We start from the raw sequence: 26,852 nt of genomic DNA, 5'->3' as shown, positions 1-26,852 counted from the left end.
AGGATGTTCGCCTTGGCGCGGAGGGCGCGGTACACGGGGCGCGTGTACGGACGGGCGGTCATTTCCTGGGTGGGGCTCTGCCTCCTGTTGCTGCTTCCCGCGTGCATGCCGCGAGCCGCGAGGTCCGTCGTGCCCGGAGGGCCGGAGGACCTGGCCCTGCGGTACCTGGACGCGTGGGCGCGCAACGACGTGGCGGCCCAGCGCGACGCGCTCGTGGACGCGCCCGCGGACTTCGACGCGCAGCACGCGCGGTGGCGGCAGGACCTGGGCGTCGTGGCCTCGCGCTTCGAGCGGCCGGAGCTCGAAGCCGATGACGGCGCCACGGCGGTGGTGAGGTTCCGGGGCGTGCACACGCTGCGGGGGCTGGGGGACTGGGAGGTGGAGTCCCGGCTGCGCTTCGAGCGAAAGGGCCAGCGCTGGGGCCTGCGCTGGACGCCGGCGGTGCTCCATCCCGCCGCACGGCCCGGAGATCGCTTCGGCCGCACGAGGAGCTGGAGCCCGCGCGGGGAGCTGCTCGATGGGGACGGCGAGCCGCTCACCGTTCCCGGAGAGGTCATCCGCATCGGCGTGCTGCCGGGCCGGGTGAAGGACCGCGCGGCCGTGGCCAGCGTGCTCCAGGCGCAGCTCGGGGTGGACCCCGCGAGGGTGCTCGCCGCGCTGAACGCCGCGAGCGCGCAGCCGGAGCAGTTCGTCGCGTTCATCGACGTGCGCCAGGAGCGCTACCAGCAGGTGCGCGCCGTGCTCGCGCCGGTGCCCGGCATCTTCTTCCGCAAGAAGCCCGCGCGCCTCACCCCGGCGGAAGGCTTCGCCGCGCACACCCTGGGACGCGTGGGCGAGGTGACGGCGGAGGCGCTCCAGGTGCTGGGCCCGCTCTACCAGGCGGGGGACGTGGTGGGGCTGTCGGGCCTGGAGCGCGCGCAGGAGCGGACGCTCGCGGGACGTCCCTCCGGCGAGGTGCGGCTCTTGCGCCGCTCGGGCGACAGCGAGGTGCTGCACCGCTTCGACGGCGAGCCGGGACGCCACGTGCGCACCACGTTGCGGATGGACGTGCAGGCGGCGGCGGAGGCGGCGCTCATGGACGTCTCCCTCCCCGCCGCGCTGGTCGCGGTGGACACGGCGACGGGGGAGGTGCTGGCGGTGGCCAGCCGGCCGCTCGGAGAGGCGCTGCACCGCGCGCTGACGGGACGCTATCCGCCAGGCTCCACGTTCAAGGTCGTGACCTCCGAGGCGCTGCTCGCGAGCGGCCTGAAGCCGGGCTCCCGCGCGGACTGTCCCGTGGAGGTGACGGCGGGCCGCAGGCGCTTCCGCAACTTCGAGTCCGAGGTGCTGGGCACCACCACGCTGCGGCGCGTGTTCGCGCTGTCGTGCAACACGGCGTTCATCCAGCTGGAGGCCCGGCTGGACCGGCGCGCGCTGGAGGACGCGGCGCGGCGCTTCGGCTTCGGGGTGGACTACGACGTGGGGCTGCCCTCACCGGGAGCCACCTTCCCCGAACCTCGCGACGACGCGGAGCGCGCCGCGGCGTCCATGGGCCAGGGGCGCGTGCTGGCCACGCCGCTGCACATGGCCACCGTCGCGGCGGCGGCGGGCTCCGGCGTCTGGCACGCGCCGCGCCTGCTGGCGGACGCGGCCCCCGGTCCGGAGGCCCGGCTGAGCCCGGGGACTCCGGAGGCGCTCCGGGACCTCATGCGCGCGGTGGTGAAGGAGGGCACGGCGAAGTCCGCCGCGAGCTTCGCGGGGCTCATGGGCAAGACGGGCACGGCGGAGTTCGGCACGTCCGTGCCGCCCGAGACCCATGCGTGGTTCATCGGGGTGCGCGGCGGCATCGGCTTCGCGGTGTTCGTGGAGGGGGGAGGGGTGGGCGGACGCGTCGCCGTTCCGCTCGCGGCCCGCTTCCTCCAGGCGCTGGACGCGCCGGATGCAATCGCCTCGCCGCCGGGGCGTCTGTAGGCTCATGGTTGGGAGAGACCGGATGACCTGGAACCCGTTGCGCCTCTTGGGTGTGCTCGCTGTCGCCCTGCTGTTCGTCCCCGTCGCCGCGGGTGCCGCGACGCGGCAGCAGGAGCTGGACCGGCTGCTGACGCAGTACCACCAGCTGCGCATGTTCAACGGCGCGGCGCTCGTGGCCAACGAGAAGGGCGTCCTGCTGAAGAAGGCCTACGGGTCCGCCAACTTCGAATGGAACGTGCCCAACACGCCGGACACGAAGTTCCGCCTCGCGTCCGTGACGAAGCAGTTCACGGCCATGGTCATCCTCCAGCTGGTCGCGGAGGGGAAGCTGAAGCTCGACGACACGCTGGTGTCGGTGCTGCCGGACTACCGCAAGGACACGGGCTCGCGCGTCACCATCACCCACCTGCTCAACCACACGTCCGGCATCCCCAGCTACACGTCGGCGCCGGACTTCTCCGCCAAGGTGTCGCGCAATCCCTACGCGGTCGCGGACTTCGTGAAGCAGTTCGCCAGCGGTGACCTGGCGTTCGAGCCCGGCTCGAAGTTCGCCTACAACAACTCCGGCTACTTCCTGCTGGGCGCCATCATCGAGCGCGTCACCGGCAAGATGTACGCACAGGCCGTGCAGGAGCGCATCTTCACGCCGCTGGGCATGAAGGACTCCGGCTACGACGTCCACGCCACGGTGCTGCCCAAGCGCGCCAGCGGCTACGAGCTCCTGCCGCAGGGCTACATCAACGCCCCCTACCTGGACACGTCCCTGCCGTACGCCGCCGGGTCGCTGTACTCCACGGTGGAGGACCTCTACCGCTGGGACCGCGCGCTCTACGAAAACAAGCTGCTGCCGGAGGCCCTCAAGCAGAAGATGTTCACGCCCGGCCTGGAGCGATACGGCTTCGGCGTGTTCGTGGAGCCGCTGAAGCTGGATGACGGCAAGACGGAGCTGGCCACCATCCACCACAGCGGCGGTATCAACGGGTTCAGCTCGCGCATCTACCGCGTGCCGGTGGGCAGGGAGGTGGTCATCCTCCTGGACAACACGTCTCGCGGCGACGCGCTCAAGCCGCTGGCCGCCGGCCTCTTCAGCGTGCTCCACGGCATCCCGCCCCAGCCGCCCCGGCAGGGCATCCGCGAGGTCCTGAGCGCGACGCTCGACAAGGAGCCCATTGCGAACACCGTCGCGCGCTACCGCGAGCTGAAGGCCACGAAGGCGAACGCGTACAACTTCTCCGAAGGGCAGCTCAACAGCCTGGGCTACCAGCTGCTCCGGGAGGGCCGGAAGGCGGATGCCATTGAAATCTTCAAGCTCAACGTGGAGATGTTCCCGAAGGACGGGAACGCCTACGACAGCCTGGGCGAGGCGTACCTCGCCCAGGGCGACAAGGCGCAGGCGCGGGTGAACTACCGCAAGGCCGTGGAGCTGGACCCCGCCAACACGAACGCGGCGTCCGCGCTCCAGAAGCTGGACGCGCCGGCGGGAGCGCCCGCGTCGAAGGCCGTGCCCTAGCGGCTCCGGATGTGAGCGAATGCGGCCCCCGCCCCGGGCGTTTCCCGTCCGGGGTGGTTCCACGTGGTGCTCACGAAAGGTGCCTGCATGAAGCTCTATTTCAATCCGCGGAGCCGGGCGGTGATTGGCAAGTGGATGCTCGACGAGGCAGGGGTCGAGTACGAGATCGTGCCCATCGACCTGGACAAGCGGGAGCAGAAGTCGCCCGAGTACCTCAAGGTGAACCCCGCCGGGAAGCTGCCCGCGCTGGTGGACGGAGAGGTCCGCGTGTTCGAGAACGCGGCCCTCTGTCTCTACGTCGCGGACAAGTACCCGCAGGCGAAGCTGGCGCCGAAGCTGGACGCGCCGGAGCGCGGCCGGTACCTGTCGCTGGTGGTGTACTCGACGTCGCAGCTGGAGCCGTCCATGGCGGACCACATGGCGCAGCTCCCCACGCCGCCGTCGCGCGGGTGGACGGAGTACGAGCAGGCCCTGGACGCCGTGGAGCGCGAGCTGGGCGACGGGCCCTACCTCTTCGGGGACTGGTTCACCGCCGCGGACGTGATGATCGGCTCCATGTTCATCTACCAGCGCATGCTCGGCGGCTCCACGGGACGGCCGAAGCTGGAGGCCTACGTGGACCGGCTGCAGGCCCGCCCCAAGGGCCTGAAGCTGCGCTGAAGCTCAGGGCGCGGCGAAGCCCTGCGTGAGCCAGTCGATGAACACGCGCACGCGCGGGGACAGCTGCCGGTTGCGCGGGTACATCAGGGACACGGGCGTGGGCGTGGGCGGGTACTGGGGCAGCACGGGGACCAGGGTGCCTCGCCCGAAGTCCTCCTCCAGGCGGTAGCGCGGCGCCTGGATGAGGCCCAGTCCCAGCCGCGCGGCCGCGACGAAGGTCTCCGCGCCGTTCACGCTCATCGTCGTGGGCAGCACGACGTGGCGGACCTCGCCGCCCACCGTGAACTCCAGCGGGATGAGGCTCCCCGTCGCGGAGGAGCGGAAGCCCACCATGCGGTGCCCGCGCTGGAGCGCTTCAAGGCTCTCCGGCACGCCGTGCCGCGCCAGGTAGGCCGGCGACGCGCACGTCACCTCCTCCAGCAGCGCCACCCTGCGGGCCACCATGTCGCTGTCCTTCAGCTCGCCCGCGCGCAGCACGCAGTCCACGCCCTCGCGCACCAGGTCCACGAACCGGTCGCCCTCGCTCATGTACAGCTCGATGCCCGGATAGCGCTCCAGGAACTCCGGCAGCCGGGGCAGCACCACCCGGCGCGCCAGCGTTCCCTGCACCTCCACGCGCACCAGCCCCTTCGGCCGGGCCCCCACGAACGCCGCGTCCGCCTCCTCCAGGTCCGCGAGCAGCGCCACGCAGCGCTGGTAGTACGCCTCGCCGTCCAGCGTGGGGCTCACGTGGCGCGTGGTGCGCTGGAGCAGCCGCACGCCCAGCCGCGCCTCCAGCCCCTTCACCGCGTCCGTCACCGACGAGCGCGGCAACCCCAGGTCCTTCGCGGCCTGCGTGAAGCTCCGGCACTCCACGATGCGCGTGAAGGCCTTCATGGCGTCGAACCGGTCCATTATCCGCCCTGTCGAACAGTGATGCCGGAACAAAGCCGATTATCCGAAGGGTGGAAAGGTCCATCTTCCTCTCACACGACGCCGGCGACGGCGAACTCCCGGAAGGAAGCCATGACGACCCCCCAGACCCCTCAGCAGCAGAAGACGGCCCTCGTGACGGGCGCCTCGCGCGGCATCGGCGCCGCGGTGGCGGAGCGGCTGGCTCGCGACGGCTTCAACGTCCTCGTCAACTACGCGGGCAGCCGCGACGCGGCGGAGGCGGTGGTGCGCCGGATTGAAGCGGCCGGAGGCCGGGCCCTGAGCGTCCAGGCGGATGTCGCGGACCCCGCCGCGTTCCCCCGCATGTTCGACGCGGCGGAAGCGGCGTTCGGCGGGGTGGACGTGCTGGTGAACAACGCGGGCATCGGGAAGTTCATCCGCTTCGCGGACTTCGACGACGCGCTGTTCGACCAGCACGTGGCCGTCAACATCAAGGGCACGTTCAACGGCCTGCGAGAAGCCGCGCGACGGCTGCGCGACGGGGGCCGCGTCATCAACTTCTCCACCAGCGTCATCGGCTTGCGGATGGAGGCGTACGGCGTCTACTCGGCCACCAAGGCCGCCGTGGAGACGATGACCGCCGTGCTCTCCAAGGAGCTGCGCGGCCGGAACATCACCGTCAACTGCGTCGCGCCCGGCCCCACCGCCACGGAGCTCTTCCTGGACGGCAAGTCCCCGGAGCTGGTGGAGCGCATGACGAAGCTGAACCCCCTGGAGCGGCTGGGCACCCCGGAGGACATCGCCGCGTCCGTGGCCTTCCTCGCCGGGCCGGAGGGCGGGTGGATCAACGGCCAGGTGCTGCGCGCCAACGGCGGCATGGTCTGAACGCCTGGAGCACGGGCAGGGGAGCAGGCTGCCCGGGTGGCGTGTGCATCCGCCGGGTTGCCCACACCCCGGGTGGCCCCGGGCAGGGGGCATCCCCACCGTTGTCGGGTGAATGACGAGAGGGCAGGGACAGGCAGTGGATGGACGGACCCCCGGCTGAGGGCGCTGGAGCAGCTGCTGGCCCTCCCCGCGGCCGAGCTGCGCCCCACGCTGGACACCGCGGGCCAGCTCATCTCCGAGCTGCTGAACGCCGACAAGGTGGACGTCTTCCTCTTCGAGCAGAGCAGCCAGAGCCTCGTCGCGGTGGGCACCAGCCAGACGCCCATGGCCCACCTGCAGAAGTCGCTGGGGCTGGACCGGATGCCGCTGGCCAACGGCGGGCGCGCGGTCCAGGTGTACGAGACGGAGACCCCCTTCATCGCGGGCCACCAGGAGTCAGACCCGGAGGAGCTGCCCGGCATCAAGTTCCGGCTGGGGGTGCGCTCCAGCCTGATGGTGCCGCTGCCCATCGGCATGGAGACGCGGGGCGTGCTGGGCGTGTCGTCGGCGAAAAACGACTTCTTCACCGAGCACGACCTGAGCTTCCTCCAGGCCGTGGCGCGCTGGGTGGGCATGGTGGCCCACCGCGTGGAGCTGGTGCAGGAGCTGACGAAGCTGGCGGTGAAGCAGGCGCGCCGCAAGGCGGCCGAGGAGCTCATCACCGTGCTCGCGCACGACATGGCCAACCACCTGCTGCCGCTCCAGGCCCGCCTCCAGCTCATCCAGCGGAGGGCCCAGCGGAACAACGCGCAGGAGGACCTGCGGGACGCGGCGGGCGCGGCCGCGTCGCTGCGCTCCCTCACGCGGCTCATCAACGACCTGCTGGACGTGGGACGCCTGGACCAGGGCCTCTTCAGCCTGCGTCCCCAGCCGGTGGACCTGACGGGGCTGGTGCGGGAGCTGGCCACCACCGCGAGCACCCCCGAGCGCCCCGTGCACGTCGAGGGCCCCGAGGAGTTGGTGACGGTGGCGGATCCGGACCGCGTGCGGCAGGTGCTGGAGAACCTGGTGGCGAACGCGCTCAAGCACTCGCCGCCGGGACGGCCCGTGGACATCGCGCTGCAAGCGCAGCCGCGTCCGGAGGGTCCCTGGGTGCGGGTGTCCGTGAGCGACCAGGGGCCGGGCATTCCGGCGGAGATGGTGCCCACGCTCTTCGAGCGCTTCACGCGGGGCCCGGGCTCCACGGGCCTGGGCATCGGCCTGTACCTCGCGCGGCGCATCGCGGAGGCGCACGGCGGCACCCTGGAGGTGGCTTCGACGTCACGGGCCGGAACGCGCTTCGAGCTGTCGCTGCCGGTGGCGGCCGGGTAGCGCGAACACGTTCACTTGGAGGGCAGGACCATGTCTTCGGATTGGGCGGAAGAAGCGGAGCAGCAGGCGAAGGCGATGACGCGGGACCTGGTGGAGGTGGGCCGGACGAAGGGCTTCCGCGTCACGTACCAGCGGCGGGAGGCGCGCTTCGCGCTGCGCGCGGGGACGGTGACCCTCTATTTCTCCGCGCATGACTACAACGGGCCGCGCGGCATGGACTGGCTGCGCCTGCGCATCGACGTGCTGTCGAGCGCGCGTCCCGGGCAGGCGGCCGGACAGCAGGTGGAGCCGGCCGGGCTGGGACCCGCGCCGCACTGAAGCGCTGCGGGAGGAATCACACGCAGGGGGTGAGGGGAAAAAAGGGGCAGCTCCGTTGGGTGGGTGCAGGCGCGAAACCGGACGGCCCTCACGGCCGCCGGGCGCCACCTTCCGAGGAGCAGCCCCATGTCCCCGTCCCCGCGTCTTCGTGCCGTGGCCCGGCTCACCGCCATGGCCTTCACCACCCTGGGGCTGAGCGCGTCCGCGCAGACGTATGCCTTTCCCGGCACCAGCGCGGACCTGCCCGAGGGCAGCCACTGGTGGATCTCCAGCGACCACGGCGGCACGCACAACCGCGACCTCAACGCCGTGCGCTTCGATGACGACGCGAAGCGGTTCACCCGCGTGAAGGTTCCCTTCGCGGACTACGCGGCCGACCCGAAGAACTCCGACTGGGTCATCTACGGGCTGCCCGTCTCCGCCATCGCGGATGGCGAGGTGCTGACCTGCTGGCGCAACGCCCCGGAGGGCCTCAAGCCGGAGGTGTACGGCGATGACGACGTGCCCCACCCGGGCCGCACGTCCAACCCGCTGCGCATCCCGCGCTCGGGCAACCACGTGAACGTCCGCACGGACGACGGGAAGATCATCCTCTACGCGCACCTGCAGCCCGGCAGCGTCCCGGAGGAGCTCTGCCCCTTCAACGACACCTACGTGGCGGACGCGGAGGACCGCGTGGGGGACCTGCCCCGGGAGGTCATCGTCCCCGCGGCGCAGCGGGTGCGCGTGAAGCGCGGGCAGTTCCTGGGCCGCGTGGGCAGCTCCGGCGCCTCGGCGCATCCCCACCTGCACGTGCACCTGCAGCCCATGACGAGCGAGACGACGCTGGGCACGTCCATTCCGCTGCCCTTCTCCCACGCGTGGCAGAAGAACGGCGATGTGAACTTCGACTCGTCGCTCACCTACGACCCGCTCCAGAACCAGGCGCTCAACCAGTTCCCCTCCGCCATCCACCCGGATCCGCTGCTGCGCCGGGGCGACATCACCGGAGCCCCGGTGCTGGAGGTGGCGATGGCGTCCTCGGGCAGCACGGTGGTGACGGCCACGCGGGACGTGACGGGGCGGCTGGCGCTGGGCTCGTGGCAGCTCAACGGGGGCGGCCAGTTCACGAAGCTGCAAGAGGCCTCCGCGGGCGCGGCGAGCTCCATCGCCATGGCGCACCCGCACAGCGGCTCCACGCGCGACGTGGTGACGGCGCTGCGGGATGGGGACGGCAAGCTCAAGCTCATCGCCTGGCAGGTCGCTTCGAACGGCGCCATCGTGCGCAAGGGCGAGGCCGGCGGCGACGCGGACGCGACGGAGATCAACGTCGCAGCCCTGCCGTCAGGGCAGGGCGTGGTGAGCGCCTTCCGCGACGCCACGGGCCACCTGAAGGTCAGCACCTGGGAGACGTCCACGACGCTGGACACGCTGACCCGCATGGGCAACGGCTTCGGCGAGGAGGCGACGAAGGTGGCCATGACGCCCGTCTTCAACGGCCGCGTGGACGGGGACGTCAGCCGCTTCACCGGCGTCGTCACGGCGGTGCGCACGCCCACGGGCAACCTGAGCCTGACGGCGTGGGAAATCACTCCGCAGAAGACGCTCATCCCGCGGGGCACCCACCTGGCGGGCGCGGTGACGGACGTGGCCCTCAGCACCGTCCACGTGCCTGACGGCTCGCGCGAGGTGGTGGTGGCCAGCACGCGCCTGACCAACGGCGTGCTGCGCAACATCTCCTTCGACGTCACCGCGGCCGGACAGTTCGTGCGCCGTGACCACGAGGACGGCGAGACCATCCTGGACCTGAGCGCGACGCGCGTGGGGGGCCCGCACCTGGTGACCCCGGTGCGCGACACCACGGGCAACCTGCGCGTCTACACCTGGGACGTGGGCAATGACGGCAAGGTGCGCCGCACCGGCAAGGAGCGCGCGGGCGCCATCGTGTCCGGCCTGTCCGCCACCTCCACCACCGTGGGCGTCCGCCTCGTCGTCACCGCCGTGCGCCTGACGACGGGCACGGGGGGCGGGGACCTGCGCCTGATTGCCTGGGACGCGAACCTCCGGTAGCGCGGGTGTCCTCCCCGGAGCCCCAGGGCTCCGGGGAATTTTCCCGGATTGCCCGGCTTCTCCTGGCCGCCGATGATGCGTTCGAACGACGCTCGGCACCCTTTTCGCGAGGGGAGGCATCTTGGAGTTGCGGCACGGCCCATGGGCGGGAGCATCCCCGGACGCCGGATTGGAGACGCTGCGGCGTGACCTGGGCCGGGCGCTCGCGAGCGTCTGTCCCGCGTCGCTCGCGGACCGGCGGGAGGACCTGTTGCAGGTCGCGATGATGAAGGTGGTGGAGCTGCGCGGGCGCACCCCGGGCCAGAGGGAGCTGACCCCGGCGTACCTGTACCGGGTGGCGTACACGACGCTGATTGACGAGCTTCGCCGGCTGGGGGCTCGCAAGGAGGTGGCGCTGGAGGAGGTGGAGCAGGGGCCTCAACAACCGGTGGCGCCGGGAGACCCGGAGCGAGCGGCGGGGGCCTCGCAGATTGCCCGGGCCGTGCGTGACTGTCTTCAGGGGCTGGTGCAGGACCGCCGCCTCGCCGTGACGCTGCACCTGCAGGGGCACACCGTTCCGGAGGCCGCGGAGCTGCTGGGTTGGGAGGCCAAGCGCACGGAGAACCTCATCTACCGTGGGCTGAGCGCGCTGCGAGCCTGTCTCTCCATGAAGGGAATCGAGCCGTGAGCGAACGCCGTCCCGAGGATGACACGCTGGATGCCGCGGGCGTGGAGCGGCTGCGCACGGCGCTGCGCGACGATGACGCGCAAGGGGAGCCGGTGGACGCGGACCGCGTCTGGCTCGCGGTGACGAACGCGCTTCCGGCCGAGGAGCGCCGGGAGATTGTCGAGCGCGTCGCGGCGGATCCCGCGTGGGCGCAGGCCTGGCGGTTGGCGAAGGCGATGTCGCAGGCGGCGGCGGAGGCGGAGAAGGCGCCGGTGGCGGGTGAGGCGTCCGCGACGGGGGACGAGGCGCCCGCGACAGGTGTTGAAGCTCCCGCGAAGGTCGTCCCCCTGTCCGCGCGGCGCGAGCCGGCACGGCGCGTCTGGCAGGGGCGGCCCGCCTGGGCGGCGATGGCGGCGACGGTGGTGGTCCTGGTGGGCACGGTCGTGGTGCTGCGGCAGCAGCAGCCGGGGGAAGACCCGACGCGGATCCGCGGCGGCGCGGCGGAGGCCATCGCCTCCCAGGTGCCGGAAGCCACCGCGCTTCCCCGCGAGCAGTTCGTGCTCCGCTGGAGCGGAGTGCCCCAGGCCCTGTCCTGGAGCGTGCAGGTGTCGTCGGAGGACTTGAAGTTGTTCCATCGCGCGGAGCGGCTGGCGTCGCGCGAATACACGGTGCCGGCGGATGTGCTCGTGGAGCTGACCGCCGGAGCCCGCATCCTGTGGCAGGTGGAAGCCCGGCTGCCGGATGGAAGCGTCCAGCGGAGCAGCACGTTCGTGAACCGGTTGCGGTGAGCGCGGCGCCGTCCGTCCAGCCCTCAAGGGAATTGGCCGGCGGCGTCCATCACCAGCAGGTCCGTGAGTCCTGGGTTGTGAATGCGTGCGCAGCCGCACGCGGTGGTGGTCGTCCACGCAATGACAAGCAGAGGGGGCGTTATGAAGGCAATCAAGACTGGCAGGGAATGGGTGCGCGCGCTGGCGATGGTGGCGCTGCTCTGGGGCGTCGCGGTCGCGGCGCAGGTCGCGTCGTCGTACACGACGACCATGACCACGGAGCCGCTGACGGGCGCCACGCGTGACACGGTGGTGGCCTCCGTGGTGGAGGCGGGCACCCTGCGCGAGCCGACGATGGTGCCCATGACCCTGAACATCGTGGACGACGCCGGTGCCGTGCTCGCGAGCGTCACGGGGACCGTGAGCGCGGGAGCCCCGCTGCGGGTGAGCGCCCGGGCTCCCTCTCCGGGCGGGGTCCGCGCGCAGGTCATCATGCCGGCGGGCGCGGAGAGGCTGGCCGCGGGGGTCCTGGTCCTCGAGCGGGACGGAGATGAGGAGCCCTCGGACCCCAAGAGCACCTATTGCGAGATGCACGCCACCGCCATCGACCCCATCACGGGCATGCCGGAGCCGGTCACCATTCTGGCAGCATGCGGTACGACCGTGGAGCCCAGGTGACCGGAAGGCGGCGACAGCGCATGGGACGACTGGGCGGCTTCACCCTGGGGGTGGGGCTGGCCTTGTGCGTCCCGGCGCGGGTCGCCGCCTCCGCGGAGCCCTCCGCGCTCGCCAAATGCGAGGAGGCCTTCAACGCCCACCCGGAGGGCTCCGACGCGGCGATGTGCTTCTTCCGGAGCGCCCAGGGGCTCGAAGGGCGCGACGAGGCCCGGCGCAGGCTCCAGGGCCTCATCGCGCGGCACCCGGACCGTCCGTGGCTCACGCTGGTGCTCGGCCACATGGAGCTGCTCTCCGAGCCCGCGCGAGCGGAGGCGTCCTACCGCCGCGCGGCGCTCGCCTTCCGCGACCTGGGGGACGCGGAGGGCGAGGTGCTGGCCGGCATCAACCTGCGCAGCGTGCTGGGGATGCGCGGGCAGACGGAGGAGGCGCACCAGTGGGTCCTGCGGGTGGGCGAGGTGGCCCGGGCCTCCGGGGACCCGAAGCTGGAGGTGCGCGCGCTCATCCTGGAGGCGGCCGAGCTGTCCGACCTGGGCCAGGACCTGGGACGTGCCTACCGCCTGCTCAAGCGCGCGGAGGCGCTCACCTTCCCGGACGGCACGGACGGCATGAAGAAGCAGCTGCTCAGCCCGCTGGCCACGGTGAGCATGAACCTGGGCCGCTTCGACGAGGCGCGGGACCTGTATGCGCGGCTCGCGGAGCTGGCGGAGCGCACGAAGGACGCGGGCACGGAGGCGCGCGTCCGCTTCGCGCTCGCGAACCTCGCCTGGCGGCAGAAGGAGGAGCGTCCCGAACCCGGAGGCCGGCCGGAGCTGATGCGGCTCGCGAGGGAGGCGGTCGCGGCGTCCCAGCGCGCGGGCAGCAAGGTCTTCGAGACGATGTCGCTGCGCCTCCTGGCGGAGCTGCTGGGCGACGCGCCCGGGGAGCGGAGTGAAGCGGAGGACGCCCTGGGCCGCTGCATCGACATCGCCCGGGAGAAGGACCTGCCCGAGCGGCGCATCTCCTGTCTGTGGACGCGCGCCGAACGCCGGGCGGCGGTGGATGCGGCCGCCGCGTGGCGCGACGTGGACGAGGCCCTGGCGCTGGCCGCCGAGCACGACAACCCGCTCTACCTCGCCTCCGCGTGGCGGGCGCGCTCGACGGTGGCCTTCCGCACGCGTCCGCTGCCGGAGGCCCTGGCGGAGGCGGAGCGCGCGCTCGACGCGGTGGAGGTGCTGCGTCAGTGGCAGCGGGACGCCACCAGCCAGGCCGAGCTCTTCTCCGGCTGGGCCAGCGACTACCACCGGCTCGCGGGCCGCACGCTGGACGCCGGAGAGACCTCCGCCGTGCCATCCCGCGAGGCCCTGGAGCGCGCCTTCGCGGTGAGTGAGCGCCTGCGGGCGAGGACGTTGTTCGAGGCCCTGGTGGCCTCCCGCGCGCTCCCCACGCAAGCGGAGGCACCGGAGCAACGGAAGGCGCGCGACGGCGTGCTGCGCAGCCTGTCCGTCACCCAGCGGCGGCTGCTGGAGCCGGCGCTGTCCGCGTCCGAGCGCACGAGTTTGTTGGGAGCGCTTCAGGAGCTGGAGCGCCGCGAGCGCGAGCTGCGTCCGGCGGCCCGGCGCGCGGAGCTCTCGTTCGCGTCGCTCGCCGCGACCGAGCAGCGCCTGGGCGAAGAGGAGGCCCTGCTCGTCTTCCTCGTGGGCGCGGACCACGACCTCCAGGGCGGGCACACGGGATGCGCCTGGGTGCTGGCGGTGACGCGCGAGGGCACGCGCGCGTATCGCATCCCCGAGCGTGCACGGCTGCGTCCCTCGGTCGCGCTCCTGTCGGGCCTCATCGAGCGCCGCGATGGTTCGGAAGGAGGGGCCGCCGCGGCGCTGTACACGCAGCTGCTCGCCCCGGCGCTGCGAGGACTTCCCGCGAAGGTGTCGCGCCTGCTGCTCGTGCCGGATGGTCCGCTGCACGACCTGCCCTTCGCCGCGCTGCGGGAGCGCGCGGACGGCCCGCCGCTGATGGCCCGGTACGAACTGGCGCGGGTGCCCTCCGCGAGCCTGCTCCACCATTGGCGTGAGCAGCCCGCACGGCCGCCGGAAGGCGAGGCCCTGGTCCTGGCGGATCCGGACCGGGGGGATACCCTCCAAGGCGCGAAGGTGGCCACCGCGAGGGGCGGCGTGTTCCTGGAGACCGCGAGCCTGGGAGCGCTTCCGGAGGCGCGGCGCGAGGGCCGCACCGTGAGCGAGGCCCTGGCGGCCACGGCCGTGAAGCCCCGGCTGCTCGTGGGCGCGGACGCCTCCGAGCAGGCCCTCAAGGCGTCAAGCTGGGACGCGGTGCGCATCCTCCACGTGGCCGCGCACGCGGTCGTGGACGTCGAGTCCCCCGAGCGCTCCGCCCTGGTGCTGGCCCCGGGCGCGGAGGGGGAGGACGGCCTGCTCCAGCCCCGGGAGATCACGGAGCTGCGGCTGCGGGACGCGCTGGTGGTGCTCTCCAGCTGCCGGGGAGCCTCCGGCGCGCTGCTCGCGGGCGAGGGGGTGCTGAGCCTCGCGCGGGCCTTCTTCGAGTCGGGGGCGAGAGCCGTGGTGGCCAGCCTGTGGCCCATGCGCGACGCCGAGGCCGCGGCGCTGCTGGAGCGCTACTACCGGCACCTGGCGGCGGGGCAGGGCGCGTCGTCGGCGCTGCGGGAGGCCCAGCGCGAGGCGTGGGAGGACGGCGAGCCCGCGGCCATGTGGGCGGGGCTGGGGGTGATGGGGGACGCGGCGCTGGTGCCGGTGCGGCCCGCCGCGGGCATGGCGCCGCACGGCCTGGGGCGGAGCCTCGTCCCGGGGCTGGCCGTGGGGACCGGCCTGGTGGCGCTGACCCTGTTCGGCCTCTGGAGGCATCGCGCGCGGAGGCAGGAGGGAGCGGGCAGGCGGTGAGGCGCGGCGTGAATCAGGAGCGCGGCGGCGGGGCCCGCGCGGTAGGGTTCCGGGGCGATGAGTGACGCGAGCCGTGAGCCGGCGCCGAAGCTGACCCTCGAGGTGCGGGACCTGCACAAGTCGTTTGGCGGGCAGCCGGCGCTGCGGGGCGTGGACCTGGTGGTGCCGGAGGGCACGACCTGCGTGCTGATGGGCGTGTCCGGTTCGGGCAAGACGGTGCTGATGAAGCACATCATGGGCCTGATGCGGCCGGACCGCGGCTTCGTGCGCGTGGAGGGCGAGGAGGTGGCGAAGATGGACGAGCCCTCGCTCAACCAGATGCGCCGCAAGCTGGGCATCCTCTTCCAGGCGAACGCGCTGTTCGACTCGCTCAACGTCTTCGACAACGTGGCGTTCCCGCTGCGCGAGCGCACGAAGATGTCCGAGCCGGACATCACCCGGACGGTGAACGAGACGCTGGGCAAGGTGGGCCTGTCGCACGCGGCCACGCGCTTCCCGGGCGAGCTGTCCGGCGGCATGCAGAAGCGCGTGGGCTTCGCGCGCGCGACCATCCTCCAGCCGAAGATTTTGCTCTACGACGACCCCACGGCGGGTCTGGATCCGCTGACCACGGCGGCGGTGAACGAAATCATCACCACGGGCAAGCAGCAGCTGGGGGCCACGTCGCTGGTGATTACGCCGGACGTGGCGTCCGCCTTCGGCATGGCGGACAACCTGGCGCTGATGCACGAGGGGCGCGTGGTGGAGTACGGCCCGCCGGACCACTTCCGTCAGTCGCAGCACCCGGAGGTGAAGGCCTTCCTGCGCAACTGGCTGCGGAGGCGCTCCGCGCAGGCGCCTGCCCCGCAGGCCTGACAAGAATTCGTGTAGGCTGCGGTTGCCCGAGGGCCGGCGGGTTCGTGATGGAAGCAGGAGCATCCGTATGTCCCGTCGCACGCTGCGCCCCGTGTTCAAGCGTCTGTGGTTGCTCGCGCCCGTCGCCACCCTGGGGGTGGGCTGTTCCTCGACGTGGGGGTGTGATTCGGATGAGAACTGGGAGCAGCAGACCTTTCATGTTCCCTCCACGTTGAGTGACGGACGGGTGCCCACGCAGGACACGTCCTGCGTCGAGTTGTGCGAGGCGCTCGGGGCCACCGTGCCCTGCGCTCGCATCCCGGGTTCCGAGGTGGGGGAAGACGGCAAGTTGATCGAGTTGGTGGAATGCAACGCTCAGTTCGCCTGTGAGGGCCGGAGGCCGGAAGGGCTGTGCACCGACGGCGCGGTGGCCCCGGGGACGCCCACGCTGGGAGCGCTCTTCGCGAAGATGGCGCACCTGGAGGCCGCGTCCGTGCCGGCCTTCGAAAGGCTCGCGGACGAGCTGTCCGCGCACGGCGCGCCGGAGCACCTGGTGCGGGCCGCGAGGCGCTCCGCGAAGGACGAAGTGCGCCACGCGAGCGCGATGGAGTCCCTGGCCCGGCGTCATGGCGCCCCGATGCCGGAGCTGACGGTGGCACCGTTCCAGCACCGTTCGTTGGAAGCGCTCGCCATCGAGAACGCGGTGGAGGGCTGCGTGCGAGAGACCTTCGGAGCGCTGCTCGCCGGCTGGCAGGCCAGGAGCGCGGAGGACGCACAGGTGCGCGAGTCCCTGGGCGCCATCGCTCCGGACGAGCTGATGCACGCGGAGCTGTCCTGGGCCATCGACGCGTGGGCCATGGAGCGGCTGTCACCAGAGGCCCGCGAGCGCGTGGACTCAGCCCGCCGCGAAGCCTGGCGCCAGCTGGAGCAGGACGCGGCGGCCAGCCGCCTGCCAGACGAAGTGGCCCGCCACTCCGGGCTGCCCTCCGCGGACATGGCCCGGAAGCTCGTAAGGGAGCTGGCATCCGAGCTGATGCCCGGAGCGCTGGCCTGAAAAGACCAATAGATTGATTCTTGGAGCCTCCAAGAGTCAATCTATTGAGCATGCCACGCCAGAATCTGACCTACGACACGACGCCGTTCGCCGTGGCCCGGGCCATCACCACCCTGGGGCGGAACATCGAGCGCGCCCGGATCCGGCGTGGGCTCCGGCAGGCGGATCTCGCGAAGAAGACGGGGCTGGCACTCGGCACGCTCCGGCGAATCGAGGAAGGCAGCCCAACCACGGCACTCAGCGCCTACTTCACCGTCCTCTGGGCCCTGGGGCTCGAGCGCGAGTTCGACAACCTGGCCTCACCGGAGCGGGACGAAGAGGGCAAGACACTGGAGGCGGCGCACCAGCCCGCGCGGGTGACCCTCAAGTCGAAGGGGGGGCTCGATGGCGACTTCTGATCCGACCGGCTGCTACGTGTACCTCCAGCTCCCGGCCTCACTCGACGTCGTCACCTGTGGCCGCTACGTGCAGCAGGAGGGCGTGGGGCAATTCGTCTACGGCAGGAGCTACCTGGCCAACCCCCGCGCCGTCGCGCTGGATCCCTTCGAGCTCCCGCTGCGGGAGGGCGTCTTCACGACGGCGCGGCTGGGGGGCATCTTCGGCCCGCTGCGGGACGCTTCTCCGGATGCCTGGGGACGCAGGGTCATTGAACGGCAGCTGGGACGTGGAGACCTGACCGAGGTGGGCTTCCTGCTCAACTCGCCAGAGGACCGCGCGGGCGCACTGTCTTTCGGGGAGAGCACTACTCCGCCCGCTCCCGTTCATCTGTTCAACAAGGTGCTCCAGCTCCAGCAGTTGCTCGAGGAGGCGAACCGCGTCGAGCAGGGACTGCCGCCATCGCCTCAGGTCAGCGCACTGGTGCAACCCGGCAGCTCCATGGGCGGCGCGCGTCCCAAGAACGTCGTCGAGGACGATGACGGCTTGTGGGTCGCCAAGTTCCCTTCGCGGAGCGACCGGTGGAACAACGCCGTGGTCGAGCTCGGCATGCTGGAGCTCGCGCGGGAGTGTGGGCTTCGCGCTGCCTCCGGGAAGCTCATCCGGGTCGCGGGACAGGACGTGCTCCTGGTCCGCCGGTTCGACCGGGAACGGACCGGCCCGAACTACCTGCGCCACCGGATGGTCAGCGCGCTGACGGTGCTCCGCGCGGACGAGGATCCGCGAGCAGGGCCGAGGGAGCGCAGCGGCTGGTCATACCTCCTGCTGGCGGATGAACTGAAACGCTGGGTTCGCGACCCGGACGAGGACCTGCGCGAGCTGTTCTCGCGGATGGTGTTCAACGCGCTCATCTCGAACATCGACGACCATCCCCGGAACCATGCGCTCATCGCGCCCGATGCCCACTGGAGCCTGTCCCCCGCCTATGACCTGACCCCGGCGCCACAGGCCAGCACGGAACGCGACCTGGCGATGGAGGTGGGAAGCGCCCAGCATCGCCGCGCCAATCGACGCAACCTCTTGAGCGAATGCGCGCGCTTCCGCTTGTCCAGGGATGAAGCCACCCGGCTCATCGACGAGCTGAAGGCCCGCGTGTCGGCCCGTTGGCGCGATGTCGTCCGCGGCAGTGGCGGCACTGAAGCCGACCTCAAGGCCATCGAGCGGGCCTTCGACTACGAGGGCTTCGAGTACACCTATTGAGTCAGGGGCGGCAGCTTCTCCAGCAGGCCGGAGCGCGACAGCCAGAGCATCAGCGCGAAGCTGATGGTGTTGAAGGCCGCGTGGGCAACAATGAGCGGCAGCAGCCGTCCCCGGTACCAGAGGACGAAGCCGAACCAGGCGCCCAGCACGAACGTCTGGAAGACGGCCAGCGTGCCCTCGTAGAAGTGCCCCACGGAGAAGAGCACCGCGGCCCCCAGGATGGCCGGCACCCAGCCGCCCAGCACCACCCGCAGGCGGGGCACCAGGAAGCCTCGGAAGACGAACTCCTCGAAGCCCGTCACCACCACCATGATGGCCGCGAACGCCGGCACGCCCAGCCCCGTGCCCAGCAGCGCCGCCGCCACGCCCTTGCGCGCCTCCAGCTCCTGGCCCGCCAGCTTCAGCGCCACCGCGACCGCCGCCAGCGGCACCGACGCCGCCAGGTGCACCACGTACGTGCCCACCAGCACCGCCCCTCCCAATAGCAGCTCTCGCGCCCAGCCCTCGCGCACCAGCCCCACCTGCGCGGGCCCCTGACCGTCGCGCCACAGGAGCACCGCCACCAGCAGGCACATGCCCAGCGCCCGGACCACCAGCGGCCCCATGGACAGCGAGAAGCCCCTCTCCGCCTCCGCCGCGTCCGCCGCCACCCACGCGCCCGCGCCCGCGCCGCCCAGCGCCACCACCAGGCCCAGCACGCCCCACCACGTCCCGCGCCGCGAGGACTCCCACGGACGCAGCAGCATCAGCCCCCACGCCAGCAGCGCCAGCTCCACCGCGACGGCGGCGCCTTTGCCCAGCCGGGCCACCGACGACGGCCCCAGCACCGCGAAGAACACGAACGCCGCTTCCGCCAGCGCCTGGCGCTTCGACGGGGCCTTCTCCAGCAGGACGGCGACATCACCACGAAGCACCACGGGCACTTCCTTCCGGCGCCACGGGGCAGGGACCCGTGGGGTTCCCGGACACGCTAACGGCTTCGCCCCGCCGCTCACGGGTTTTCCTCCGCGCGACGCCCGGTTCAGGACGGGAGGGCTTCTTCCATGCCCCTCCCGTCCCGTCAGGCCCCAAGGCCTACTGGCAGGTGATGCCGGGAAGCCCCCGGTACGCGCCCTGCGCGGTCCACCGCGTGTAGGGCGTGCCGCAGGAGCCCGCGTACGGGTCATCCGTGCCGTAGCCCGGGACCCAGTACTCGAAGTGCAGGTGCGGGCCCGTGGACGCGCCGGACGAGCCCACGCGCGCAATCCAGTTGCCGCAGGCCAGCTGGGTGCCCCGCGCGAACTGCTGCGTGTATGCCTTCAGGTGCCAGTACCAGGTCTGCGTGTTGTCCGGGTGCCGCATGATGATGTAGTTCGCCGTGTAGAGGCCGCACGCGGCATAGGGATTGGCCTGGTTCCAGTAGTTGCACCGGTCGTAGTACCCATCCACCGACGCCTCGACGTAGCCCCGGGCGGCGTTCATCGCCCAGACGCCGTAGTCCATCTTGGAGAACCCGCCCACCAGCGCGTAGTCCGTGCCCGTGTGTCCGCTGTAGCGCACGCCGCCGCAGGCGTAGTCCCGGCCGCCGTAGTCCTTGTACGCGCTCACCGTGCAGCCGCCGTTGCCGCACTGGTCCGCGAGCTGCGACGCGGGGAAGCGGAACATCGTCTGCGCGGTGGAGACCGCCGGAAGCAGGAGCAGCGCGAACGCCACCGTGAGCCGCTGAAGGGTCGAGCGCATCACTTCGCACCTCCCACGTCCGCTTCCGCATGGCCGGTGCGCACGTTGAGCTTCCAGAACGCGCCGCCGCCCGCGTTGTAGCGGAGCACGTCCTCGCTCAACCATTCCATGTGGTGGCTGGAGACGGGCGGGGGCACGAACTCCTTCGGCGGGCCGCCGAACAGCATCCAGTTCTCCAGGCCCACGTTGGTGAGCTGCCTGGCCTCCGCGCCCTCCACCGTCGTGACGAAGAACGACGCCACGCTCGTCCGGCCGGACACGAACACCACCGTCCTGCCGTCCGGGGAGATGCTCGGCGTCGCGTCCACGCCCGGGCCGTCCGCCAGCACCTTCACGTGTCCCTTCAGGTCGATGATGCCCACCGCCGTCTCATGCGGGCCCGGGACGCCCGTCTTCAGCGTGGCCACCAGCGCGTCCCCCTTCGCCGTGGGGAACAGGTCGCCGCCCACCTGCTCGGCGAGCAGCCGCTCCTGGCCGTTCGCGTCGCGCAGGCGCAGGGTGCCCTGGCCGTCCAGCAGCGCGACGTCCTGTCCCACGATGCGCGCCTCGCGGTACTTGAACTCGGGGGCCACCACGCGGACCGCGCCGGTGTCCTCGGCGTACCGGACGATGGCCAGCAGCGGCAGGTCATCCGTGCCCAGCGGCTCCACGGGGATCTCCGCGACGACGCCCGCCAGCATCTCCCGGCCCTGGCCGAAGAGCTGGACGTAGCGCGCCTTGGGCCCGAAGGCCTTCTCCACGGCGGGGACCAGGCTCTCGCGCGCCTTCGTCACACGGCGCAGGTCCGCCGGGTTCGGAGGTCCCTCCGCGAAGGCGGGGCTGCCCAGCAGCGTCATCACGGTGAGTGCGACAAATTGGTTTTTCATTTCACTCCTGGGAATGGAGAAGCCGCGACGGGAGCGCGGTGACAAGGTTCTCTCAATGTCTGGGATTGAGTTGCTTTTAAACTGGTTATTCAAGAATAACTGGAAATTTGCACGGGTGATGCAAGGGCGCGGCCGGGCCCGACGTGTTACGAGCCCTGCATGGCGAAAACCCTTCCCGAGCGGCCGCGCGCGGTCCTCGTCGGTGTCCAGCTTCCCGGTGTCACGGACGAGGCGCATGCCGCGGACCTCGCGGAGCTGAAGCGGCTGGTGCACACGCTGGGCTTCGACGCGGTGGCGACCGTGTCCCAGCGCCGGCAGCGGCTGGCCACCGGCACGGTGCTCGGCTCCGGAAAGCTCAAGGAGCTGGCGGCGCTGACCGGCGGCTCCGGCGTCATCCCGTCCGGCGCGCAGGGCAAGGCGTCGAAGGCGCGTGAGAAGTGGGAGGCCGAGGCCGACGCGGATCCCGAAGCCAGCGGCGCCCCCGTCGACGCGGGCGCGGACCTGGACGGGGACGGGCTTCCCGACGAGGACGACGACGACGCAACGGACCTGGACCTGGACGCCCCGGCCATGGAGCCGGGCCCGAAGCCCACGGTGGTGGTCGTGGACCACGAGCTGTCCCCCAGCCAGCTGCGCAACCTGGAGCGGGCCACTGGCGCGCAGGTGCTGGACCGCGCGGGCGTCATCGTGGACATCTTCCACCGGCACGCGAAGAGCCACGAGGCGCGCATGCAGGTGGAGATCGCCCGGCTCAACTACCTGGCCCCGCGCCTGCGTGAATCCTCGGGAGGCCGCGAGCGCCAGCAGGGCCGGGGCTCGGGTGACTCCGCGGTGGAGCTGGACCGCCGGAAGATCCGCGACCGCCTGGCGGAGCTGCGCGAGGGCCTGGCGGCCATCCAGAAGGACCAGGACCAGCGCCGGTACGCACGAAGAGATCAGCTGCGCGTGGCGCTGGTGGGCTACACGAACGCGGGCAAGTCGTCGCTGATGCGGGCGCTGACGGGCAGCGCGGTGCTGGTGGCGGATCAGCTCTTCGCCACGCTGGACACGACGGTGCGCGCGATGCAGCCGGAGACCCGGCCGCGCATCCTCGTCTCCGACACGGTGGGCTTCATCCAGAAGCTGCCGCACGACCTGGTGGCGTCGTTCCGCTCCACGCTGGACGAGGCGCTGGAGGCGTCGCTGCTGCTCTACGTGGTGGACGCGTCCGACCCCACCTGGGCCGCGCAGCTGGAGGTCACCCGCACGGTGCTCCGCGAGATTGGCGCGGACGTGGTCCCCAGCAAGCTGGTCTTCAACAAGGTGGACCGCCTGGACGCGGCGGCGCAGGAGGCGCTGAAGGCCGCGCACCCCGACGCGCTCCAGCTCTCCGCGCACCGGCCGGATGACGTGGCCATGCTGCGCCGGGAGGTCATCGCCTTCTTCGAGGCCTCCATGGTGGAGGCGGACCTGGTGATTCCGTACGCGCGGCAGGCCCGCATCGGCGAGGTGTACGAGCACACCACCGTGGTGGCGCAGGCCTACGACGAGACGGGCAGCCGGCTGCGCGTCAGGGGCCTGCCGGGCGCCATCGCCCGGCTCACCCGTTCCCTGCAGGAGTAGGCGTCAGCGCACGACGGGCACGGTCACCGGGTCCTTGTCGTCCACGGTGACCTCCACCTTGCCCACGCGCCACAGCACGGGCTGGAACGCGAAGTTCAGGCGGTGCCCGTCCGCGGTCTCCACGAGGGCGGTGCCCTCCTTGGGAAGGTAGTTGCCCACCTCGTACAGGAGCGACGTGAACGTGATGCGGTCCGTGCCGGACGGGCCGGTCAGCTCCCCCGGACCGTCGAACACCAGGCTGGTGCCGCCGATGATGGGCAGCCCCTCGCGCTTCCCCACGCGGCTGTTGATGTGGAAGCTGTGGCCCTGGCGGCCCGGCACCTGGCCCTCCACGTCCGCGAACAGGCGCGTCTCGTCCGCGCACGTGCCATAGCCCACCTTCGCCTGGAGCGTCTGGCCGTCCACGGCCATCTCGCGCAGGTCGGCGCTCATCTCCATCAGGTCCTCGCCGCCGCGGTACTCCAGCACCGCGCGCCCCGTGAGGCGCAGGCCGTGCACGTCACAGCCGGCGGCCGGGAAGGTCACGACGACCGAGTCGGTGACGTCGTCCACGGCCTGCACGGTGGCCGTCGCGCAGGCCACCCTGGAGGACAGGCCCTCCACGGCGTGGTTCAGGAACGAGCGCCGGGGCTCACCGCACGAATACACGGGCATCAGGCCCAGCATCTCCAGCGCGCCGCGCACCAGGTGCGTGGAGGCCGCCACACGCTCCACGCGGGCCTTCGCGTCGTCGATCTCCTCCTGCGTGGGCACGTTGTCTCCACAGGCGGTGGTGGCGAGGGCGGCGGCGGCAAGGCAGGCGATGCGACGCATGAAGGGCTCCAAGGAAGACGGTGCGGATCCCCCGCGCCATCGCGAGGAACCGTACCCCGACCCATCAGCAACCGTCATGCCCCCCTCAACCCCGCGAATCCCCAGGGAAAGGGGCGTCCGTGACACCGCCAGCGTGTGCAGGGCGCTGCGCACCCAGGGGCGGCCCTGTCCGGGCGGCCCGGTCCAAACCTGTCCGACAGTCGGACCAGTTCGCGCGGTGCACCGCCCGCCCGACCCGGTCCAAACCTGTCCGACAGTCGGACAGGTTCAGGCGGTACGCCGCTGGCAGGGGCTCCCCGGCGCTCCGGCCCGAAGGCCTACGAGGCGCCTTCGTCCGCGAGCGAAGCGTCCAGGCCCGCGCCTTCGTCCTCCGCCGACCCCTCGTCCGCGGACACGGCGTCGTCGTCCTCCAGGTCGTCGTCCGGCTCCGACGCATCTACGTCCGCCGGCGCGGCGTCGGACGCTTCCGTCAGGACGGTGCCCAGTGGGTAGATGACCAGGTGTCGCACGGGCTCGCTGCCCACGCTCACGGCCTCCAGGTGGTTCTTCACGACCAGGGTGTGCTGCACCTTGCGCAGGCGCGACGGGCGGGGCGAGAGCGGGAGGCTGATGCCCTCCGCGAGCACGCGCTGGATGGCCTCCTCCGCGTCCGCCACCGCGGCGTGCACGTCCGCCGGATCCACACCCTCCAGCAGGTGGAACTCCGTGCGCAGCGCGCGGCGGATCTCCGTGGAGCTGTTGCGCTTGATGGCCAGCACCCGCGCCCCCACGCGCTCGGCCGCGCGGCGCAGCCGGGGCGAGTTCGCGCGGCTTCGCAGCGTGAGCACCAGGTCCGCGTTCTCCGGACGGCCCACCACCACGGCCTCCACCGGCAGGTCGCGCAGCACGCGCTCCAGCAGCTCGCGGCTCACCGCGTGCGCGGCGATGCGCGTGGGCCCGGGCCGGGGTGCACCCAGCGCGGGCGTCCCCTTGGGCACGCGTCCACCCGGCGGCGTGGCCTCCACCACCTCCGGCGCGGCCTCCACGTGCACGGCGCCGTCCTGCTGCCTGCGCTTCTCACCGCCCACGTCCGCGCCCGTGAGCAGCCGGTCCACCGCGCCGCCCGTGTCGCGGTGCACGCGCACCTCGTCGCGGCTCACCATCTCCACCACGATGTCGAAGGTGGGCGTGCCCTTGCGCTCGGTGACGGTCTTCTGCGTGCCCCGGCGCCGCGCCTCGTCGTCGCTCAGCGTGACGGTCTGCACGCCGCCCACCAGGTCCGACAGCGTGGGGTTCAGCACCAGGTTCTCCAGCGTGTTGCCGTGCGCTGTCGCCACCAGCTGCACGCCGCGCTCCGCGATGGTGCGCGCGGCGGCGGCCTCCGCGGCGGTGCCAATCTCATCCACCACGATGGCCTCGGGCATGTGGTTCTCCACCGCTTCAATCATCACGTCGTGCTGGCGGTCCGGCCGGCTCACCTGCATGCGCCGCGCGCCGCCGATGCCCGGGTGCGGGATGTCCCCGTCGCCGCCAATCTCGTTGGACGTGTCCACCACCATCACGCGCTTGCCCAGCGCGTCCGCGAGCACGCGCGCCACCTCGCGCAGCTTCGTCGTCTTGCCCACGCCCGGCCGCCCGAGCAGCAGCAGGTTGCGCCCGGACTCCACCAGGTCGCGCAGCATGTCGATGGTGCCCTGGATGGCGCGCCCCACGCGCAGCGTGAGCCCCACCACGCGCCCCTGCCGGTTGCGGATGGCGGACACGCGGTGGAGCGTGCGCTCGATGCCCGCGCGGTTGTCGCCGCCGGGCTCCCCCACCCGGGCGAGCACCGCCTGGAGTGCCTCCGGGTCCACGGGCGCCTCGGACAGGCGCGCCACGCCGTGCACCAGACGGGCCTCCGGAGGCCGGCCCAGGTCCATCACCACCTCCAGCAGCTCCGCGTGGGGCAGCTTCCGCACCGCCTCCTGGAGCGACGGCGGCAGCACCGCCACCAGCAGGGCGAAGTCATTGTCGAAAGGAGTTCCCGAAGCCATCCCCCAAAAGTGCCAAGCGGAGCCCGCCCGCGCACGGCTTTCCTGCGCTTTCCCGGGAGAGTCATCACCCCGAGGACGCTCCTTCCCAGCCCGGCAGGCGGCCAGGCGCACCGGCCGTGACGGGGAGGAGCCAGCCGGGGGCCATCCCTACCTTCAGGCCATGCCCACCGAGACGCAGGACCGCTCCCCCCTCTGGCCCCAGCTCGAGCAGGAGGCGCGCGAGCGCTTCGGCGTGGAGGACTTCCGGCCCGGACAGCGGGACATCATCGAGGCGGTGCTCGCGGGGCGCGACGTGCTGGGCGTGCTGCCCACGGGCGCGGGCAAGAGCCTCACCTTCCAGCTTCCGGCCCTCTTCGTGCCCGGCGCCACGGTGGTGGTCAGCCCCCTCATCGCGCTGATGCACGACCAGCGTGAGCACCTCACGGAGCGCTACGCTCTGGACGCGGCGAAGCTGGACTCCACCCTGAGCGCCGGAGACTTGAAGACGCTCCAGAAGGAGATCCGCCGGGGCGAGCACGAGTTCATCTACGTCACCCCGGAGCAGCTGGAGAACCCGGAGCGGCTGGAGCTCTTGAAGCGCGCCAACGTGAGCCTCTTCGTGGTGGACGAAGCGCACTGCGTCTCGCAGTGGGGCCACGACTTCCGGCCCGCCTACCTCTCACTGGGGGACGCCATCCGCGCGCTCGGCCGGCCCCGGGTGCTCGCGCTCACCGCGACCGCCACGCCCCGCGTGCGCGAGGACATCCGCACGCAGCTGGGCCTGGAGGACCCGGTGGTGGTGTGCACCGGCATCCAGCGCGACAACCTCACGCTGGAGGTCCACCGCACGGTGAACCCGGAGCTCAAGCGCCAGAAGCTGCTGGAGCTGCTGCGCGCCAACGACGGCAGCGCCATCGTCTACACGGCCACCGTGCGCAAGGCGGACGAGCTGTGGCGCTGGCTGCGCGCGGAGGGACTGGAGGCGGAGCGCTACCACGGCAAGCTCAAGGCATCCGAGCGCGAGGAGAGCCAGCGCCGCTTCATGGACGGCACCACGCCGGTGGTGGTGGCGACGAAGGCCTTCGGGCTGGGCATCGACAAGCCGGACCTGCGGCTCGTGGTGCACTACCACTTCCCCGACTCGCTGGAGAGCTACTACCAGGAGGCGGGCCGCGCGGGCCGCGACGGAAGGCCCGCGAAGGCGGCGCTGCTGTACCGGCTGGAGGACCGGCGCATCCAGGGCTTCTTCCTGGGCGGCAAGTACCCGCGCCGCGACGAGAGCCAGCGCCTCTACCAGGCCGCGACCACGCTGTGCGCACAGGGCAAGGCCGTGGCCCTCAAGCGGCTGTCCGAAGCGAGCGGCCTGGGCGACAAGCGCACCCGCGTGCTGGTGGCGCAGCTGGTGGCCGCGGGCGTGCTGGAGAAGGGCTCGCGAGGCGTGAAGCAGCTGCGCGCGTTCGACAAGCCCGAGGAGCTGGACGCGTACCTGAGCGCGTATGAGGAACGCCACGACGGGGACAGCGAGCGCCTGGACGCAATGATGCGCTACGGGAGCACCACCGCGTGCCGCTGGAAGGTGCTGGGCACCTACTTCGACGAGCCGCTGGAAGAGGACTGCGCCCGCTGCGACAACTGCCGGGCCCGCGCCGAAGGCCGCTTCGACACCCGGCCTCCCACCCGCTCACGCCCGCCAGCACTTCACCGGGAGTCACATTCGGAGGTCGCCGCCGCCCCAGCGGCGTGAGGCTTCTTCCCCGGCTTCAC

23 protein-coding genes are annotated in these 26,852 nt (G+C 71.8%); 17 read left to right on the top strand and 6 right to left on the bottom strand.

The features are described from left to right. Positions 1-3 precede the first annotated feature (3 nt). The 3 genes from NR792_RS26320 (at position 4) to NR792_RS26310 (ending at position 4,120) form a co-directional block, all read left to right on the top strand. Complete coding sequence (locus NR792_RS26320; protein ID WP_375755444.1) at positions 4-1,950, top strand: penicillin-binding transpeptidase domain-containing protein; 1,947 nt, start codon at positions 4-6, stop codon at positions 1,948-1,950. Positions 1,951-1,972: 22 nt separating this feature from the next. Beyond that, the gene (locus NR792_RS26315; protein WP_375755443.1) at positions 1,973-3,460 is read left to right on the top strand and encodes a serine hydrolase; all 1,488 of its coding nucleotides are present in this window, start codon (positions 1,973-1,975) and stop codon (positions 3,458-3,460) included. Positions 3,461-3,547: 87 nt separating this feature from the next. Next, complete coding sequence (locus NR792_RS26310) at positions 3,548-4,120, top strand: glutathione S-transferase family protein (protein ID WP_375755442.1); 573 nt, start codon at positions 3,548-3,550, stop codon at positions 4,118-4,120. Positions 4,121-4,123: 3 nt separating this feature from the next. Here the strand turns inward: NR792_RS26310 and NR792_RS26305 are convergent, their stop codons facing one another. Beyond that, positions 4,124-4,996 carry a LysR family transcriptional regulator gene (locus NR792_RS26305; protein ID WP_375755441.1) on the bottom strand — a complete coding sequence of 291 codons (873 nt, stop codon included), beginning with the start codon at positions 4,994-4,996 and terminating at the stop codon, positions 4,124-4,126. A 129-nt stretch (positions 4,997-5,125) separates the two neighbouring features. Here NR792_RS26305 and NR792_RS26300 point away from each other — a divergent pair, with 129 nt between their 5' ends. From NR792_RS26300 to NR792_RS26245, 12 genes are all read left to right on the top strand, one after another. Next, a complete protein-coding gene (locus tag NR792_RS26300) occupies positions 5,126-5,878 on the top strand; it encodes an SDR family oxidoreductase (RefSeq protein ID WP_375755440.1) in 753 nt (250 codons plus the stop codon). A 108-nt stretch (positions 5,879-5,986) separates the two neighbouring features. Then, complete coding sequence (locus NR792_RS26295; RefSeq protein ID WP_375755439.1) at positions 5,987-7,228, top strand: ATP-binding protein; 1,242 nt, start codon at positions 5,987-5,989, stop codon at positions 7,226-7,228. 30 nt (positions 7,229-7,258) lie between these two features. Beyond that, positions 7,259-7,546, top strand: a complete 288-nt coding sequence (locus NR792_RS26290) for a hypothetical protein (RefSeq protein WP_375755438.1) — start codon at positions 7,259-7,261, stop codon at positions 7,544-7,546. Between the two features lie 126 nt (positions 7,547-7,672). Continuing rightward, positions 7,673-9,595, top strand: a complete 1,923-nt coding sequence (locus tag NR792_RS26285; protein ID WP_375755437.1) for a M23 family metallopeptidase — start codon at positions 7,673-7,675, stop codon at positions 9,593-9,595. 169 nt (positions 9,596-9,764) lie between these two features. Next, a complete protein-coding gene (locus tag NR792_RS26280) occupies positions 9,765-10,262 on the top strand; it encodes an RNA polymerase sigma factor (RefSeq protein WP_375755436.1) in 498 nt (165 codons plus the stop codon). Beyond that, a complete protein-coding gene (locus NR792_RS26275; protein ID WP_375755435.1) occupies positions 10,259-11,029 on the top strand; it encodes a hypothetical protein in 771 nt (256 codons plus the stop codon). Before NR792_RS26280 ends, NR792_RS26275 begins: the two co-directional genes overlap by 4 nt. Before the next feature lie 141 nt (positions 11,030-11,170). Then, entirely contained in the window at positions 11,171-11,686 is a 516-nt protein-coding gene (locus tag NR792_RS26270) for a hypothetical protein (RefSeq protein WP_375755434.1), read from the top strand. 20 nt (positions 11,687-11,706) lie between these two features. Further along, positions 11,707-14,574 (top strand): CHAT domain-containing protein, encoded by a 2,868-nt coding sequence (locus NR792_RS26265; protein ID WP_375755433.1) that lies wholly within the window; start codon positions 11,707-11,709, stop codon positions 14,572-14,574. Positions 14,575-14,631: 57 nt separating this feature from the next. Beyond that, positions 14,632-15,429: an ABC transporter ATP-binding protein gene (locus NR792_RS26260; RefSeq protein WP_375755432.1), complete on the top strand. Its 798-nt coding sequence runs from the start codon at positions 14,632-14,634 to the stop codon at positions 15,427-15,429. A gap of 67 nt (positions 15,430-15,496) precedes the next feature. Beyond that, positions 15,497-16,462 (top strand): hypothetical protein, encoded by a 966-nt coding sequence (locus NR792_RS26255; protein ID WP_375755431.1) that lies wholly within the window; start codon positions 15,497-15,499, stop codon positions 16,460-16,462. 50 nt (positions 16,463-16,512) lie between these two features. After that, entirely contained in the window at positions 16,513-16,860 is a 348-nt protein-coding gene (locus NR792_RS26250; protein WP_375755430.1) for a helix-turn-helix domain-containing protein, read from the top strand. Further along, entirely contained in the window at positions 16,847-18,097 is a 1,251-nt protein-coding gene (locus tag NR792_RS26245) for a type II toxin-antitoxin system HipA family toxin (protein ID WP_375755429.1), read from the top strand. Before NR792_RS26250 ends, NR792_RS26245 begins: the two co-directional genes overlap by 14 nt. Here NR792_RS26245 and NR792_RS26240 read toward each other — a convergent pair. From NR792_RS26240 to NR792_RS26230, 3 genes are all read right to left on the bottom strand, one after another. Continuing rightward, on the bottom strand, positions 18,091-19,014 hold the full coding sequence (locus tag NR792_RS26240) for a lysostaphin resistance A-like protein (RefSeq protein ID WP_375755428.1): 924 nt from the start codon (positions 19,012-19,014) through the stop codon (positions 18,091-18,093). The two genes, NR792_RS26245 and NR792_RS26240, sit on opposite strands and share 7 nt — an antisense overlap. 157 nt (positions 19,015-19,171) lie before the next feature. Further along, on the bottom strand, positions 19,172-19,816 hold the full coding sequence (locus NR792_RS26235; RefSeq protein WP_375755427.1) for a M23 family metallopeptidase: 645 nt from the start codon (positions 19,814-19,816) through the stop codon (positions 19,172-19,174). Further along, positions 19,816-20,682, bottom strand: a complete 867-nt coding sequence (locus NR792_RS26230) for a TolB family protein (RefSeq protein ID WP_375755426.1) — start codon at positions 20,680-20,682, stop codon at positions 19,816-19,818. The genes NR792_RS26235 and NR792_RS26230 overlap by 1 nt, the downstream gene beginning before the upstream one ends. Before the next feature lie 159 nt (positions 20,683-20,841). On the opposite strand from NR792_RS26230, the gene hflX reads away from it, so the two are divergent. Continuing rightward, positions 20,842-22,284: a GTPase HflX gene (hflX, locus tag NR792_RS26225; protein WP_375755425.1), complete on the top strand. Its 1,443-nt coding sequence runs from the start codon at positions 20,842-20,844 to the stop codon at positions 22,282-22,284. Between the two features lie 3 nt (positions 22,285-22,287). Here the strand turns inward: hflX and NR792_RS26220 are convergent, their stop codons facing one another. Next, positions 22,288-23,097, bottom strand: a complete 810-nt coding sequence (locus NR792_RS26220; RefSeq protein WP_375755424.1) for a hypothetical protein — start codon at positions 23,095-23,097, stop codon at positions 22,288-22,290. A gap of 317 nt (positions 23,098-23,414) precedes the next feature. After that, positions 23,415-25,109, bottom strand: coding sequence for a R3H domain-containing nucleic acid-binding protein (locus NR792_RS26215; RefSeq protein ID WP_375755423.1), 1,695 nt, complete (start codon positions 25,107-25,109; stop codon positions 23,415-23,417). Positions 25,110-25,269: 160 nt separating this feature from the next. Here NR792_RS26215 and NR792_RS26210 point away from each other — a divergent pair, with 160 nt between their 5' ends. Continuing rightward, positions 25,270-26,832: a RecQ family ATP-dependent DNA helicase gene (locus NR792_RS26210; protein WP_375755422.1), complete on the top strand. Its 1,563-nt coding sequence runs from the start codon at positions 25,270-25,272 to the stop codon at positions 26,830-26,832. The last annotated feature ends 20 nt before the right edge of the window (positions 26,833-26,852 follow it).

It is taken from the genome of Corallococcus exercitus, assembly GCF_042231735.1.
In the GTDB taxonomy this organism is placed as follows: domain Bacteria; phylum Myxococcota; class Myxococcia; order Myxococcales; family Myxococcaceae; genus Corallococcus; species Corallococcus exercitus_B.
Note: the sequence above shows the minus strand (reverse complement) of the source record. Positions and strands in the feature narration are given on the sequence as shown.